A 14,217-nucleotide genomic window follows, 5' to 3' on the forward strand; every position below is an offset into this window, starting at 1 on the left:
GGCGCGGCGTTTCCAGCTTAGTTTTCTGTGGCGCGGGCGCGCGCCAGCTCGCTGGCGAAACGGCTGGACATGGCCCACGGCTGGCCGGCGGCGTCGCGTTCCAGCGTGAATTCGCCTCGCAACAGTTCGCGCCGTTCGGCGTGTAGCGCCACCAGCACAGGGCAGGCGTAGCGCATGCCGGTCCTCACCGCGCGGCAAGGCCCCAGCGGTTCCAGGTCGTCGATGCTGACCGCGGGGTCGTGGCTGACTGTGTACGACAGCTGGTCGTGCACCGCGCCGGGCGGGCTCCACTCGCCGCTGATCCCCGCGCTGGCGGTCCTGAACGCGGCCAGCATCGCGTCGCGCCCGAGCGGCACGCCGCTGCGCAGGAAATCGCCGTTCTTGTCCAGCTTGCCGAAGCGCGCCGTCAGCAGTTCCGGCCAGGCCAGCGCGATGTCGTACCAGTCGTTCTTGATCGAGGCGGCGATGGTATAGCCCTGGCTGGCCTGCGCTGCGCCGGATTGGGCGCTGACGATGCACGCGCGTATCCGTCGGCGCGGATTGTAGCCGGCTTCGCTGATGTCGCCCGGCTTGAACGACGGCAGCAAGCCGGCAATCCTTTCTTGCGCCATGCCGGAATCGCAGTCCGGCACGTCGTGATCATGGGTCTGGCTCCAGACGATCGCGGCCAGCAGCGCGGGCAAGCCGATCAATCCCAGCCAGTGGCGGCCGGGCGTCACGAGGCGGGCCAGCCAGGGACGCTGTTTGGCGAGCCGCTTGGCGGTCGCATGGACGATGATCACGGCCAGCCCGGAGCCGCCGCTGCGGGTGCGGGCCAGCAAGGCATTGAATTGTTTGGCCGTCAGCTTGCCCTGGTTGACGATCAATAACAGCGCGTCGACCGGCGAGGCGACCAACTGGCCGGCCGGCAAGCTGTCGCCGGCGGCGTCGCGCAGCCACGGGTCGATCAAGTCTTCGTCGTACAGGATTTTCAGGGCCGCCTGGTGCACGTGGCGCAGCGTCTGTTCGATCAGGTCGCGGCGCCTGGACAAGGCGTCGCCTGCATGGTGGGCGGGCAGTGTCTGCAGCGTTTGCCGCAACCGATCGGCCGGCAAGACCTGGGTGGTCAGCAGCCATGCGAGGGTGTCGATCAGGCTCGGGTTCGCCTGTAGCAGGTCCAGCTCCAGGCCGGCCAGCTGCGGATCGTCGAGGTCGATCTGGTGCTGTTCCAGCTCGTCCAGCGCATCGTCGCGTTCTTCCACGCTGATCAGGCCCAGTTCGTGGATGGTATTGATGGAAGTAATGCGCGGGTCGGCGGTCATCGCTGGAGAGCTTTCAAGATCGGGCTTTCAAGAGGAATGAGACCGGCAATCTTATGATAAAAGCTATTTCCTTGGCGCACTACAGACCTCAAAGGGGCCGGGCGGAATAGATCCGCGCCGGCCCCGCTGTTTTACCGCAAGCGATCTGGCGCTCAGTGCTTCAAGCCGCGCCAGCCGATGTCGCGGCGGTACTGGGCGCCGTCGAAATGGATTTTTTCCAGCGTTTCATAGGCCTGTTTCTGGGCCAGCTTGACGCTGTCGCCGAGGCCGACCACGCACAAGACCCGGCCGCCGCTGGTGTACAGCTTGCCGTCGGCCTGGCGCGTGCCGGCGTGGAAGGTCACCGCATCCGGCGTTTCGGCCGGGATGCCGTCGATCAGCGTACCCTTGATTGGATCGTCCGGATAACCGGCGGCGGCCATCACCACGCCGACGGCGGTGCGACGGTCCCATTCCAGTTCGACCGCGTCCAGCGTGCCGTTGACGGCGTGTTCCATGACGCTGACCAAGTCGGTTTTCAGGCGCGACATGATCGGTTGCGTTTCCGGATCGCCCATGCGGCAATTGAATTCCAGCGTTTTCGGATTGCCCTTGTCGTCGATCATCAGGCCGGCGTACAGGAAGCCGGTGAACACGATGCCATCCTTGGCCATGCCGGCGATGGTCGGGTTGATGATTTCGCGCATCACGCGGGCGTGCATCGCCGGCGTCACGATAGGCGCCGGGGAATACGCGCCCATGCCGCCGGTGTTCGGACCCTGGTCCTGGTCTTTCAGGCGCTTGTGGTCCTGGCTGGTGGCCAGCGGCAAGATGTTCTTGCCGTCGCACATGACGATGAAGCTGGCTTCTTCGCCGGCCAGGAATTCCTCGATGACGATGCGCGCGCCGGCGTCGCCGAACTGGTTATCGGACAGCATCTGGTCGACCGCCTGGTGCGCTTCTTCCAGGCTCATCGCCACCACCACGCCCTTGCCGGCGGCCAGGCCGTCGGCCTTGATGACGATCGGCGCGCCATGGGCGTCGATGTAGGCGTGCGCCGGAGCGACTTCCGAAAACGTCCGGTAGGCCGCGGTCGGGATGCCGTGGCGCTGCATGAACGCCTTGGCGAAGTCCTTCGACGATTCCAGTTGCGCCGCTTCCCTGGTCGGGCCGAAAATCTTCAGGCCGCGCGAGCGGAACAGGTTGACGATGCCGGCCGCCAGCGGCACTTCCGGGCCGACCACGGTCAGGCCGATGTGTTCCTGCTCAACGAAGTCGGCCAGCAACTGCGGGTCGCTGATGTCGAGGTTGACCAGGCGCGCATCGCGCGCGGTGCCGCCATTGCCCGGCGCCACATACACCATCTGGATGCGTTCCGATTGGGCCAGTTTCCAGGCCAGGGCGTGTTCGCGGCCGCCAGAGCCGACTACCAAAATTTTCATAAGAACCGTTCGTTCAGAGTAAAGGAGGCGCATTGCGCCTCCGGGCCATACATATCGATTAGTCTTCGATCAGGGCGTTGGAAAACACTTCCTGGACATCGTCCAGGTTTTCCAGCGCGTCGAGCAGCTTTTGCATCTTGATGCCATCGTCGCCGGAGAACACGGTTTCGGTGGCCGGTTTCATGATCACTTCCGCCACCTCGGCCTTGAAGCCGGCCGCTTCCAGCGCTTCCTTGACGGTTGCGAAATCGTGCACCGGGGTCAGCACTTCGAAGCCGCCTTCGTCATCGGCCACCACATCGTCGGCGCCGGCTTCCAGCGCCGCTTCCATCAGCTTGTCTTCATCGGTGCCCGGCGCGAACAGCAACTGGCCGCAATGCTGGAACAGGAAGGCGACCGAGCCTTCATTGCCCATGTTGCCGCCGTTCTTGTTGAAGGCATTGCGGACTTCCGCCACGGTGCGCACCTTGTTGTCGGTCATGCACTCGACGATGATCGCCGCGCCGCCGATGCCGTAGCCTTCGTAGCGCACTTCTTCATAGTTGGCGCCGTCCACGCCGCCGCTGCCGCGGTTGATCGCGCGCTGCACGTTATCCTTCGGCATGTTCGCATCGGCCGCCTTGTCGACCGCCAGCCGCAGGCGCGGGTTGGTGAGCGCGTCGCCGCCGCCCATGCGCGCGGCAACCGTGATTTCCTTGATCAGACGGGTCCAGATCTTGCCGCGCTTGGCATCGGTCGCGGCTTTTTTATGTTTGATATTGGCCCATTTACTGTGTCCAGCCATGTCGAATCTTCCTTAGACGGTGTGCAATTGTGGCCGACATTTTAGCATAGGGGCATGTCGAAAAAATCTCGGCCATCGCCTGGTATCAGGCGCTTTTGTGCGCTTGCACAACAACTATATGATGCAATAGTATCAAAAGTGCAATGCGCTGGTCGAGTTCTTATTGTTTGCTGGCCATAGACCACAACGACCTTCAGCTTTTGCCCTTACAATTGATACATGAGTACAAGTCCAGCCCAATCCCCCTCCCAGACACTGTCCCGTTCAACGTATCTTGGCGGCCTCGCCATCGCGGTGGGCGGCGCGGTATTGTTTTCCACCAAGGCCGTGGTCGCCAAGTTGTTATACCGCTATCAGATCGATGCGGTGACGCTGATCGCCTTCCGCATGATTTTTTCGCTGCCGGTGTTCGCCGCGATCGCGCTGTGGAAGATGCGCACCGAGGCGCCGCTGGCGGTGGCCGACCGCTGGCGCCTGGTCGGGCTGGGGCTGGTTGGTTATTATTTGTCGAGTTTCCTCGATTTCCTCGGGCTGCAATATATTTCGGTCGGCCTGGAGCGGCTGATCCTGTTCCTGACGCCGACCTTCGTGCTGCTGATTACCACGGTGGTGCTGAAGCAGCGCATCAGCCGCCTGCAATGGGTGGCGCTGGTGACGTCGTATCTCGGCATCGTGCTGGTGTTTGTCCACGATTTGCAGGGCGGCGCCAGCAATGTGGTGCTCGGTTCGCTGCTGGTGCTCGGTTCGGCCAGCGCCTATGCGGTCTACCTGCTGGGCTCGGGGGAGCTGGTCAAGCGCATCGGTTCGCTGCGCCTGGTGTCGTATGCGATGTGCGTGTCCAGCGCGGCGTGCATCGGCCAGTTTTTCGTGTTGCGGCCGGCCGAATTGCTGATTCAGCCGATGCAAGTGTATGGCTTGTCGCTGATTAACGGCATTTGCTGCACCGTGATGCCGGTCTTCATGACGATGGTGGCGGTGGAGCGCATTGGTGCGCCGACCGCTTCGCAGGCGGGTATGATCGGTCCTGTATCGACGCTGTTCCTCGGCGCCATGATACTGGGCGAGCCGATCACCAACTGGCAATTGGCGGGCACCAGCCTGGTGCTGGCCGGGATTTACATATTGTCGAAAAAGAAATAGCCCGTCACAGTTTGCCGCTTGGCGCGGTTAACGATGCAATGAGTCAATTTAGTCAAATGAAAGCACGCCCATGAAAGCACGGATCGCCCTGATTGCCCACGACAAGAAAAAAGACGACATGATCGCGCTGGCCGCCGGCTATGCCGATTTCCTGCGCACCTGCGAATTGTCCGCCACCGGCACCACCGGCGGCCGGCTGATCAACGAGCTGGGCCTGGCTGTCGAGCGCAAGCATTCCGGGCCGTTCGGCGGCGATTTGCAGATCGGCGCGCTGCTGGTGGAAGGCTTGATCGATTGCGTGATTTTCTTGCGCGACCCGATGACGCCGCAGCCGCACGAGCCGGACATCAACGCGCTGGTGCGCGCCTGCGACGTGCACAATGTGGCGTGCGCCACCAATCTCGCGTCGGCCCATCTGGTGCTGTCGCAATTGCAGGCGCGCCAGGCGCAGGCATCCAGCTAGGAGTACCGCGATGACCAAGGCAATCAGGATCAACCGCACCGGCGGTCCGGAAGTGATGGAATATATCGACGTCGATTTGCCGCCGCCGGGTCCGGGCGAGGCGCGCATCCGGCATGAAGCGATCGGTCTCAATTTCATCGACGTGTATTTCCGCACCGGCTTGTACCCGCAGCCGTTGCCGGGCGGCCTGGGCGTCGAGGGCGCCGGCATCGTCGAAGCCATCGGCGACGGCGTCACCGAAGTCAAGCCGGGCGACCGGGTGGCCTACGCGGTGCGCATCAATGGCGCGTATGCGCAGGCGCGCAATATCCCGGCCGCGCAATTGCTGGTGCTGCCGGACCGGATCGGCTTCGACACCGCCGCCGCGATGATGTTGCAAGGGTTGACGGTGCAATACCTGTTCCACCGCACCGTGGCGCTGAAGGCCGGCGACACGGTGCTGTTCCACGCGGCGGCCGGCGGGGTCGGCCTGATCGCCTGCCAGTGGGCCAGGGTGCTGGGGGTGAACCTGATCGGCACCGCGGGTTCGGATGAGAAAACCGCGCTGGCCAAGGCGCATGGCGCCAGCCATGTCATCAATTACAACACCGAGAATTTCGTCGAGCGGGTGCGCGACATCACTGGCGGCAAGGGCGTGTCGGTGGTCTACGATTCGATCGGCAAGGATACGTTTACCGAGTCGCTCGATTGCCTGGCGCCGCTGGGGACGATGGTCAGCTTCGGCAATGCGTCGGGACCGGTGCCGCCGTTTTCGCTGACCGAACTGGCGTCGCGCGGTTCGCTGTTCATCACCCGCCCGGCGTTGTTCGCCTACGCGAATAACCGCAAGAACCTGGAAGAGATGTCGGCCTCGCTGTTCGGCGTGGTCGGCAGCGGCGAGGTGCAGATCGAAGTGCGCCAGCGCTATCACCTGGCCGACGTGGCCAGGGCGCACACCGAACTGGAGTCGCGCAAGACGGTCGGTTCGTCGATCTTGCTGCCGTGAGCGGCCAGCCGGACTGCGGCGACGGCGCGCCGAAATTCGGCCGCCTGCTGATCGTGCTGGTGCTGGCGGTGATGCTGATCGGCGTGATCACCCTGTCGGCCGAGGCCTACTACTCGTAAAAAACGCCACAGACGTAAAAAAAGCCGGCGTGCATGACAGGCAAGCCGGCTTTTTTTATCTGCACCGTGTTATTCGACTTTCAAGTCGATCCGGTGCGGCACGCCGTTCTGGCCGGGGAAGTTGGCGAAGGCGCTGGCCACCATCGCCGGCATCACCACTGCGGTCGATGCCTTGCGGCTGGTGTTATGCACGGTCACGTCGAACAGTTTTTTGCCATCCGTGCCATCAATGGTAACCCGCAACTGGCGCTCGAAATTGTGGCGTACCGATTCTTCAAATGAAGGTCCATACAGGAATGGGTCGTAGAATGGCGAGCGGTAGCCGTACCAGCCGCGATAGCCCCATGGTCCGCCGTAGCCGTAGCGGCCGCCCCAGTAGCCCGGGCCATAGAATGGGTCGGTGGCTTCCAGCACGCGCACCGGCAAGTCGGTGGTCGAGAAGTTCATCACTACCTTGAGTTTCGCCGCATCGGCGCGATCCACTTCGCGGAAACCCAGCTTGGCCAGTTCGCCGCGCACCAGGTTCAGGTAACTGCGGTATTCCAGCGTATCATGTTCCGGCGCGGCGGCCTGGAAGGTATAGGTTTTTTCCTGCAATCCCACCGGCCATTCGTTAAAGGCGGTGACATCGCTGCGGATGGTGGTGGCGCAACCGGACAGCAGCAGCGTCATGGCGGTTGCCAAAATGGCGAGGTATCTCATCGCATTGATCTCCTACAAAGAAAACTCAAGTATCCGATTCACAGTCTACGTCTTGATGTGACAATACGTTCGATTATTACAGATTGTTACCCGCTGTGTCTGTCTTTATACATGGCTGACTACAAGGCTGACTACAAGGCTTCTCCATGGCCAGCCGCAGTATCAGCGCAGTATCGGACATATCAGGGGCTGGTATTGGTAAAATAGGCCTTTGCTCCCGCACTCATACAATCCCTATGCGCACAGACAGCCCTCAGACGATTTACCGCAAAGACTACACCCCGCCCAGCTTCCTGGTCGACAGCGTGGAACTTGGTTTCGATCTCGATCCAGCCCGTACCGTGGTGGCCAACCGGATCCGCATGCACCGCAATCCGGCCGCCGTCAGCCGCGCCATCGAGCTGCACGGCGAGCATATCGAACTGGTGCGGGTGACCATGAATGGCAAGGTGTTGAAAGCTTCGCAATACAAGCTGACGCCGACCGGCCTGACCATCCCGAAAGCGCCGGATGAGGTGATGCTCGACATCGAAACCTTGCTGGCGCCGCAGCAAAACACTACGCTGTCCGGGCTGTATGTATCGAATAACAACTTCTTCACGCAGTGCGAAGCCGAAGGCTTCCGCCGCATCACCTTCTTCCCGGACCGTCCCGACGTGATGGCGAAGTACACCGTCATGCTGCGCGCCGACAAGGAAAAATATCCGGTGCTGCTATCGAACGGTAACCTGATCGAAGAAGGCGACCTGGGCGATGGTCGCCATTACGCCAAGTGGGAAGACCCGTTCAAGAAGCCGTCCTACCTGTTTGCCTTGGTCGCGGCGCGCCTGGTGTGCCAGGAGCAGCGCTACACGCTCAAGTCCGGCCGCGAAGTGCTGCTGCAGGTGTGGGTCGAAGAGGGCAACCTCGACAAGACCGACTATGCGATGGAATCGCTGAAAAACAGCATCCGCTGGGATGAGGAGCGCTTCGGCCTGGAACTCGACCTGGACCGCTTCATGATCGTCGCCGTCGGCGACTTCAACATGGGCGCGATGGAGAACAAGGGCCTCAACATCTTCAACACCAAATACGTGCTGGCCAATTCGCGGGTCGCCACCGATGTCGATTACGCCGGCATCGAAGCGGTGGTCGGCCATGAATATTTCCATAACTGGACCGGCAACCGCGTCACGTGCCGCGACTGGTTCCAGCTGTCGCTGAAAGAAGGCTTGACGGTATTTCGCGACCAGGAATTCTCGGCCGACATGATCGGCACCGACACCGGCCGCGCCGTGACCCGCATCGACCAGGTGCGCACGCTGCGCCAGGCCCAGTTCCCGGAAGACGCCGGCCCGATGTCGCATCCGGTGCGCCCGGATTCCTTCGTCGAGATCAACAATTTTTACACCGTGACGATCTACGAAAAAGGCGCCGAAGTGGTGCGCATGTACCAGACCCTGGTTGGCCGTGACGGCTTCCGCAAGGGCATGGACCTGTACTTCGAGCGGCATGACGGCCAGGCGGTCGAATGCGACGATTTCCGCGCCGCGATGGCCGACGCCAACGGCCGCGATTTCAGCCAGTTCGAACGCTGGTACAGCCAGGCCGGCACGCCGGTGCTGAGCGCGGCCACTCAGTACGACGCGGCCGCCAGGACCTACGACATCACCCTGAGCCAGCGCTGCCCGGCCACGCCGGGCCAGGCCGACAAGCTGCCGTTCCATATCCCGGTGGCGGTCGGCTTGCTGGGCGCCGACGGCCGGGACTTGCCGCTGAACGTAGACGGCCGGCGCAGCACCGGCAGCATCGTGCTGGAATTGACCGAGGCGAGCCGGACCTTCCGCTTCACCGATGTGCAGGAAGCGCCGACGCCGTCGCTGCTGCGCGATTTCTCGGCGCCGGTGGTGCTCGAATACGGCTATACCGATGCCGAACTGCTGCACCTGTTCAAGCACGACAGCGACCCGGTCAACCGCTGGGAAGCGGGCCAGCGGCTGGCCATGGAACGCTTGCTGAAACTGACCGCGGCGGTGGCGGCGGGCGACACGCTGACGCTGGATGCGACCTTCATCGAGGCCCAGCGCGCGCTGCTGTCCGACGCCGCGCTGGACCCGGCGTTCCGCGAGCTGGCCTTGATTTTGCCATCCGAAACCATCATCGCCGAACAGCTGGACGTGGTCGATCCGCAAGCAATCCACACGGCGCGCCAGTTCATGCGCCGCACCATCGCCGCCGCGCTGAAAACCGAATTGCTGGAGCAGTACCACGCCAACCAGACGCCGGGCAAATACAGCCCGGACGCGCTGTCGGCCGGCAAGCGCGCGCTGAAAAACCTGGCGCTGTCGTATTTGCTGATCGCGCCGCAAGCGCAGCAACTGGCATTGGCGCAGCAGCAGTTCGACACGGCCGGCAATATGACCGACCGCGCAGCAGCGTTGTCGGCGCTGATGCACGCCGGTTCGCCGCAGCACGCGGCGCAGGCGCTGGCCAGTTTTTACGTCGATTTCAGCAATGAAGCGCTGGTGGTCGACAAATGGTTCGCGCTGCAGGCGGCGGCGCCCGGCACCGACGTGGCGCGGGTGCGCGAACTGATGACGCACCCGGCGTTCACGCTGAAAAACCCGAACCGCGCGCGCAGCCTGATCTTCAGCTTCGCCAACGGCAATCCGTCGCAATTCCATGCGGCCGACGGCAGCGGCTACGCCTTCTGGGCCGAGCAAGTGATCGCGCTCGACGCGCTGAACCCGCAAGTGGCGGCTCGGCTGGCACGCAGCATGGACCGCTGGCGCCGCTACACGCCGGCGCTGCAAGCCCATATGCGGCGCGCGCTGGAACAAGTGGCCGGCAAGGCCAAGCTGTCGAACGATGTGCGGGAAGTGGTCAGCAAGGCGCTGGCCAATTAAGCAAAACAATAGATTTAACACATCCATCATCAAAGGGAAGTCATGAAACGCGTCAGTCTCACGCAATATCTGGTCGAAGAACAGCGATCGCACAACAGCATTCCGGCCGAATTGCGCCTGTTGATCGAAGTCGTCGCGCGCGCCTGCAAAACCATCAGCCATTCGGTCGGCAAGGGCGCGCTGGGCGATGTGCTGGGCAGCGCCAACGTCGAAAACATCCAGGGCGAAGTACAGAAAAAACTGGACGTGATCTCGAACGAAATCCTGCTCGAAGCGAATGAATGGGGCGGCCACCTGGCGGCGATGGCGTCGGAAGAAATGGAATCGATCCACCCGATCCCGAACCGCTATCCGAAAGGCGAATACATGCTGTTGTTCGACCCGCTCGACGGCTCGTCCAACATCGACGTCAACGTCTCGATCGGCACCATCTTCTCGGTGCTGAAAGCGCCGGAAGGCATGGCCGAACCGACCGAACAAGACTTCATGCAGGCGGGTAGCAAACAGGTGGCGGCCGGCTACGCCGTGTACGGCCCGCAAACCATGCTGGTGCTGACCTTCGGCAATGGCGTCAACTGCTTCACGCTGGACCGCGAGATGGGATCCTGGGTCCTGACCCAAAGCAATATGCAAATCCCGGCCGCGACCAAAGAATTCGCGATCAATATGTCGAACGCGCGCCACTGGCACCCGCCGGTCCAGCGTTATGTCGATGAACTGCTGGCCGGTAAGGACGGCGTGCGCGGCACCGACTTCAACATGCGCTGGATCGCCTCGATGGTGGCCGACGTGCACCGCATCCTGAACCGCGGCGGCGTCTTCATGTACCCGGCCGACACGTGCGACACCTCGATGCCCGGCAAGCTGCGCCTGATGTACGAAGCGAACCCGATGGCCTTCATCGTCGAGCAGGCGGGCGGCGCGGCGACCGACGGCAAACAGCGCATCCTGGACATCGCGCCGCACAAACTGCACCAGCGCGTACCGGTCTTCCTCGGTTCGAAGGACGAAGTGGCGCGCGTGACCAGCTACCACGCCGAGTAAAGCGATCGGCCGCAAGCCAGCAGAAATGCGGCTTGCGGCGCACTTTGACGGCATTATGCTGGTCTGTCGCACACAAATGACAAGAAAAACGCAGAGTCACTAGCAAATGTTCCCGTTTCTTTGTTAGAATACGAGCCGTCGCCGTTGTAGCTCAGTTGGTAGAGCAGCACATTCGTAATGTGAAGGTCGCCAGTTCGATTCCGGCCTGCGGCACCAAGTACAAGAGCAGCAATGCTTGAAAAAACCCAGATCAACCTGCTTGCAGGGGAAGCTGGGTTTTTTTACGTCTGAATTTTTGTTTAAGGCGAACCGCGATGGTTATCGACAGCCATGGATGCAGGACTTGCTGATCTGGAATCGCGATCAGTTATGGCCTTGGCCGAAGTGGCTTCCGAGATCGGTAAATCACCGCGCGCAGTCGAGCGGGCCAGGACCAAGCTCGTCAAAGAAGGCAAACCGCTTCATCACGGCTCGCGCAAGGGGGCTTATTGGGCGATATGAGAAGTTTTGAAATGAGTCATCTCGCTCAAATCTGAAACTACCCAGGCCGCCCCGATATCCTGTTTTTGCGGAGCCTGGGCCATGTTCCTTACAAACCGGCCGCCTTTTCAATCAGCGTGGCGATTTCCTGCGGATGCGAGATCAGCGCCAGGTGGCTGCCCTTGACTTCGATCGTTTGCGCATGCATGCGCTTGGCCATGAAACGCTGGAAGTCGGGATTGATGGTACGGTCTTCGGTCGACACGGCGTAATAGGTCGGCTTGACGTGCCAGGCGGCCTGGGTGGTGCGCGCCGAAAAGATCGATTGCGATGCCTGGCCTTGCACGGCATACAGCGTGCGCGCCTTGGCGCTGTCGAGGTCGCCCGCGAAATCATGCAGGAAAGCCTGTTCGCTCAACTGGGCAAAACCGTCGGCCGACTTGATCAGGCCGGCGCTGGCGGGCGCGGCCGGGAATTTGGCCGCCAGCGCGCCGTAGTCTTCGTTGGCGTCGGGGCCGCGCGCCGCTACATACACCAGCGCCGACACTTTCGGGTCGCTGCCGGCTTGCGTGATGACCATGCCGCCGTAGGAGTGGGCCACCAGCACGGTCGGGCCATCCTGCAGCGCGAGGATGCGGCGGGTCGCTTCGGCATCGTCGGCCAGCGACGTCAGCGGATTTTGCACGGCGGTCACATGCAGGCCGGCCTTTTGCAGCAGCGGAATCACTTCGGACCAGCTGGACGCATCCGCATACAGGCCGTGCACCAGCACGACATTCTTGGCCGCGGCCGGCTTTTGTGCAGGCGCGGTCTCGGCGGTCTGGGCCATGGCGTTGCTATAGGCGAACAGCGCGCCGGCAGCGATGGCGACGGAGAGGAAACGACGTTGCATGATGATGTCCTTTAAAGAAGTGGTTTCGATAAGGATAGTATGCCGATCCGCCTGCGACAGGATCATGACGCACTTATTACAAAAAAATGACAGTGGCACGCTACGGTTTTGCGAGTTGCTCTTTTCCAGGCGGAATCCATCCGAACTGGCGAACGCCATTGCATGAGTTTCAGATTCAGCCGCCACTGCTTGTGTCCTCGACCCGGCGTGCCTGTCGCTGACAGCGGATTCACGGCGATTGCCTTGTGATTGCGTTCAAATCGAATTTAACATTTCCGCTATGAAAAATGTTTCGCAATTGTTGGAATTTAAAAAATATAAATTTCCAAATGGAAATTGCCGTGAATATTAATGCATTTTTTGAATTGAAGTATTGGGCAGGCAATCACATGGAAAAATCAGGAGTGAAATATATTCATTGTTTTAATCGGGCGATTGAATGTGACATTGAAATTGTCATGCTGTCACAAATGAGCTATCGCACTTTACAATTGAGAAAAATCAAATGTCAAATAAAAAGCATGGGTCTACAATCGATGGAGATTCGCGGCAGCTCCGCTGCCTGCATGACTGTTATGCCCTTGAAAGTGGTGTGTCAGTAGTATTTCTATGACGGAAATTCCAACTTTGCAATAGCTATTTAATTAGTATATTTTTATTAATAATGTAATGATTGGCGAAATTAATAATGGAATCTGAGTCGTGATGATTGGTGAGATTCCTTGATGAAATATGTTGGTATATTCTCCAGGCCATTAACGATGGCTTCCAAAATAAGCGTCATTTAATGCAAGATAATATTGTTCTTGCTGGCGCTAGCTTTTATATTTTTATTTGATTCACCAGCAAAATGTCAATGCCGTTGATTTTTTGAGGCTGATAGCTCCCCTAGCCGACTTGATTTAGTCATCAATAATATTCTTATCTGCATTATTAACTTCGTTAATTTTATAGGAGGATCGAGATGAAAAAAATTCTTGCCTGTGCCATCTTGTCGCTGTCGTTCACCCCGGCTGCCTACGCCGACGATTATAAAAAATCATATTGTTCCAACCAGGAATACGTTACCCAAGGCAGCAAGTATCCACACTTGCATTGCGCTAAAGATTTTTACGTGTATTCGGAAAGCAGCAGCAATCACAAGTACATGGCGCAAGGCAGTGAAATCTATTGCGAACGCACGCGCGCCGCGATCGACGATGTCAAGGCCCGTGGTCCGAACGGCGTGATTGGATATCAACAGGTACTGGATAGCTTGCTGAGTTTCGCAAGAGTCTATTGCAAGAAGTGATAGTTCGCGGCGGGGTATCGCGCCCCGTCTCCCCTGGATCAATTTGATGGAGTGCGATGATGACAAAATCTTTTAAAGACTTGACGAGCGACCAGTTGGCGCGGTTTACCGCCACCTGCCAACACTTTGGCATCGATCCCGGCAGCGTTCCGGCGCAAGTCGACACCGCCAAGGTCAAGGATGGCGTGCTGTGCGGCCACCCGTCCGGCAGTGCGGAATTTCCAGTCAGTAAAATTCACGATGTCAACACTATCGCCGAATTGAATGCGCTCGGCGGCTGCAAGGACGATAGCTACACCAAGGGCGTGGCCAGCGACAGTTTTGTCAGCTATCCACCGTCCGCCGCCAGCCTGGGATTGCCCAGCCTGGCCGCTTGCGGCGGCGATGTGTGCAAATTGAAGGACAGCATGACGCTGGACCAGCACGAAGCCGTCGCCAAGGCGATGAATGCCTATTTGATGGGCAATTCGGCCAAGGTCAGCGATTACGAAGAGCATATCAACGCGATCCACTTCCCGATGCAGGTGGTCAGCCACGCGGCCCAAAACATCGTCATCGGACCGAACAATCCGCTGATCATCAACAACCCGAGCGGCGCGCCGACGAATGTCGTGGCGGGCACCATCACGGTGCAGCGCGGCGGCTACATTCTGGTGAAAACGCCATTGAGCATGAATAGCCAAATTTTCACGGTACAAAAGTGAGGGACG

The 14,217-nt window shown here is 60.2% G+C and carries 14 protein-coding genes and 1 tRNA gene; 10 read left to right on the forward strand and 5 right to left on the reverse strand.

What is annotated here, in order from left to right; genetic code table 11:
- Positions 1 to 17: 17 nt before the first annotated feature.
- The 3 genes from GJA_RS04665 to GJA_RS04675 form a co-directional block, all read right to left on the reverse strand.
- Positions 18 to 1,301, reverse strand: a complete 1,284-nt coding sequence (locus tag GJA_RS04665; RefSeq protein ID WP_038489259.1) for a hypothetical protein — start codon at positions 1,299 to 1,301, stop codon at positions 18 to 20.
- 152 nt (positions 1,302 to 1,453) lie between these two features.
- Positions 1,454 to 2,722, reverse strand: a complete 1,269-nt coding sequence (gene purD / locus GJA_RS04670; protein ID WP_038489262.1) for a phosphoribosylamine--glycine ligase — start codon at positions 2,720 to 2,722, stop codon at positions 1,454 to 1,456.
- A 58-nt stretch (positions 2,723 to 2,780) separates the two neighbouring features.
- Positions 2,781 to 3,506, reverse strand: coding sequence for a YebC/PmpR family DNA-binding transcriptional regulator (locus GJA_RS04675; protein WP_038489265.1), 726 nt, complete (start codon positions 3,504 to 3,506; stop codon positions 2,781 to 2,783).
- 219 nt (positions 3,507 to 3,725) lie between these two features.
- Between GJA_RS04675 and GJA_RS04680 the strand changes: the two genes are divergently transcribed.
- The 4 genes from GJA_RS04680 (at position 3,726) to GJA_RS28470 (ending at position 6,213) form a co-directional block, all read left to right on the forward strand.
- Complete coding sequence (locus GJA_RS04680) at positions 3,726 to 4,646, forward strand: DMT family transporter (protein ID WP_038489267.1); 921 nt, start codon at positions 3,726 to 3,728, stop codon at positions 4,644 to 4,646.
- A gap of 70 nt (positions 4,647 to 4,716) precedes the next feature.
- Positions 4,717 to 5,109 (forward strand): methylglyoxal synthase, encoded by a 393-nt coding sequence (locus GJA_RS04685; RefSeq protein ID WP_038489269.1) that lies wholly within the window; start codon positions 4,717 to 4,719, stop codon positions 5,107 to 5,109.
- A gap of 10 nt (positions 5,110 to 5,119) precedes the next feature.
- Positions 5,120 to 6,094 (forward strand): quinone oxidoreductase family protein, encoded by a 975-nt coding sequence (locus tag GJA_RS04690; RefSeq protein ID WP_038489271.1) that lies wholly within the window; start codon positions 5,120 to 5,122, stop codon positions 6,092 to 6,094.
- Positions 6,091 to 6,213 carry a hypothetical protein gene (locus tag GJA_RS28470; RefSeq protein ID WP_277914392.1) on the forward strand — a complete coding sequence of 41 codons (123 nt, stop codon included), beginning with the start codon at positions 6,091 to 6,093 and terminating at the stop codon, positions 6,211 to 6,213. Before GJA_RS04690 ends, GJA_RS28470 begins: the two co-directional genes overlap by 4 nt.
- A 69-nt stretch (positions 6,214 to 6,282) precedes the next feature.
- Here GJA_RS28470 and GJA_RS04695 read toward each other — a convergent pair whose 3' ends face one another.
- Entirely contained in the window at positions 6,283 to 6,915 is a 633-nt protein-coding gene (locus GJA_RS04695; protein ID WP_038489273.1) for a DUF4136 domain-containing protein, read from the reverse strand.
- A 236-nt stretch (positions 6,916 to 7,151) separates the two neighbouring features.
- Between GJA_RS04695 and pepN the strand changes: the two genes are divergently transcribed.
- The 3 genes from pepN (at position 7,152) to GJA_RS04710 (ending at position 11,060) form a co-directional block, all read left to right on the forward strand.
- Positions 7,152 to 9,800 carry an aminopeptidase N gene (gene pepN, locus GJA_RS04700; RefSeq protein ID WP_038489276.1) on the forward strand — a complete coding sequence of 883 codons (2,649 nt, stop codon included), beginning with the start codon at positions 7,152 to 7,154 and terminating at the stop codon, positions 9,798 to 9,800.
- A gap of 42 nt (positions 9,801 to 9,842) precedes the next feature.
- Positions 9,843 to 10,844, forward strand: a complete 1,002-nt coding sequence (locus tag GJA_RS04705) for a class 1 fructose-bisphosphatase (RefSeq protein ID WP_038489279.1) — start codon at positions 9,843 to 9,845, stop codon at positions 10,842 to 10,844.
- 140 nt (positions 10,845 to 10,984) lie between these two features.
- A tRNA-Thr gene (locus tag GJA_RS04710) sits at positions 10,985 to 11,060 on the forward strand.
- A 373-nt stretch (positions 11,061 to 11,433) separates the two neighbouring features.
- On the opposite strand, the gene GJA_RS04715 is transcribed toward GJA_RS04710, so the two are convergent.
- Positions 11,434 to 12,216: an alpha/beta fold hydrolase gene (locus tag GJA_RS04715; RefSeq protein ID WP_038498737.1), complete on the reverse strand. Its 783-nt coding sequence runs from the start codon at positions 12,214 to 12,216 to the stop codon at positions 11,434 to 11,436.
- Positions 12,217 to 12,557: 341 nt separating this feature from the next.
- Here GJA_RS04715 and GJA_RS04720 point away from each other — a divergent pair, with 341 nt between their 5' ends.
- The 3 genes from GJA_RS04720 to GJA_RS04730 all read left to right on the forward strand — a co-directional run bounded on the left by GJA_RS04720 (position 12,558) and on the right by GJA_RS04730 (position 14,211).
- Positions 12,558 to 12,818 (forward strand): hypothetical protein, encoded by a 261-nt coding sequence (locus tag GJA_RS04720; RefSeq protein ID WP_144241423.1) that lies wholly within the window; start codon positions 12,558 to 12,560, stop codon positions 12,816 to 12,818.
- Between the two features lie 362 nt (positions 12,819 to 13,180).
- Entirely contained in the window at positions 13,181 to 13,507 is a 327-nt protein-coding gene (locus tag GJA_RS04725; protein WP_038489282.1) for a hypothetical protein, read from the forward strand.
- A gap of 56 nt (positions 13,508 to 13,563) precedes the next feature.
- Positions 13,564 to 14,211, forward strand: a complete 648-nt coding sequence (locus tag GJA_RS04730; protein ID WP_038489285.1) for a hypothetical protein — start codon at positions 13,564 to 13,566, stop codon at positions 14,209 to 14,211.
- Positions 14,212 to 14,217: the final 6 nt, after the last annotated feature.

This window comes from Janthinobacterium agaricidamnosum NBRC 102515 = DSM 9628, from assembly GCF_000723165.1.
In the GTDB taxonomy this organism is placed as follows: domain Bacteria; phylum Pseudomonadota; class Gammaproteobacteria; order Burkholderiales; family Burkholderiaceae_D; genus Janthinobacterium; species Janthinobacterium agaricidamnosum.

What these genes read in the sequence shown, in the direction of transcription:
- GJA_RS04725 (WP_038489282.1), top strand. Translation starts at nt 13,181, where the DNA reads ATGAAAAAAATTCTTGCCTGTGCCATCTTGTCGCTGTCGTTCACCCCG.
- GJA_RS04665 (WP_038489259.1), bottom strand. Translation starts at nt 1,301, where the DNA reads ATGACCGCCGACCCGCGCATTACTTCCATCAATACCATCCACGAACTG.
- GJA_RS04695 (WP_038489273.1), bottom strand. Translation starts at nt 6,915, where the DNA reads ATGAGATACCTCGCCATTTTGGCAACCGCCATGACGCTGCTGCTGTCC.
- GJA_RS04685 (WP_038489269.1), top strand. Translation starts at nt 4,717, where the DNA reads ATGAAAGCACGGATCGCCCTGATTGCCCACGACAAGAAAAAAGACGAC.
- GJA_RS04690 (WP_038489271.1), top strand. Translation starts at nt 5,120, where the DNA reads ATGACCAAGGCAATCAGGATCAACCGCACCGGCGGTCCGGAAGTGATG.
- GJA_RS04715 (WP_038498737.1), bottom strand. Translation starts at nt 12,216, where the DNA reads ATGCAACGTCGTTTCCTCTCCGTCGCCATCGCTGCCGGCGCGCTGTTC.
- GJA_RS04705 (WP_038489279.1), top strand. Translation starts at nt 9,843, where the DNA reads ATGAAACGCGTCAGTCTCACGCAATATCTGGTCGAAGAACAGCGATCG.
- pepN (WP_038489276.1), top strand. Translation starts at nt 7,152, where the DNA reads ATGCGCACAGACAGCCCTCAGACGATTTACCGCAAAGACTACACCCCG.
- GJA_RS04675 (WP_038489265.1), bottom strand. Translation starts at nt 3,506, where the DNA reads ATGGCTGGACACAGTAAATGGGCCAATATCAAACATAAAAAAGCCGCG.
- purD (WP_038489262.1), bottom strand. Translation starts at nt 2,722, where the DNA reads ATGAAAATTTTGGTAGTCGGCTCTGGCGGCCGCGAACACGCCCTGGCC.
- GJA_RS04730 (WP_038489285.1), top strand. Translation starts at nt 13,564, where the DNA reads ATGATGACAAAATCTTTTAAAGACTTGACGAGCGACCAGTTGGCGCGG.
- GJA_RS04680 (WP_038489267.1), top strand. Translation starts at nt 3,726, where the DNA reads ATGAGTACAAGTCCAGCCCAATCCCCCTCCCAGACACTGTCCCGTTCA.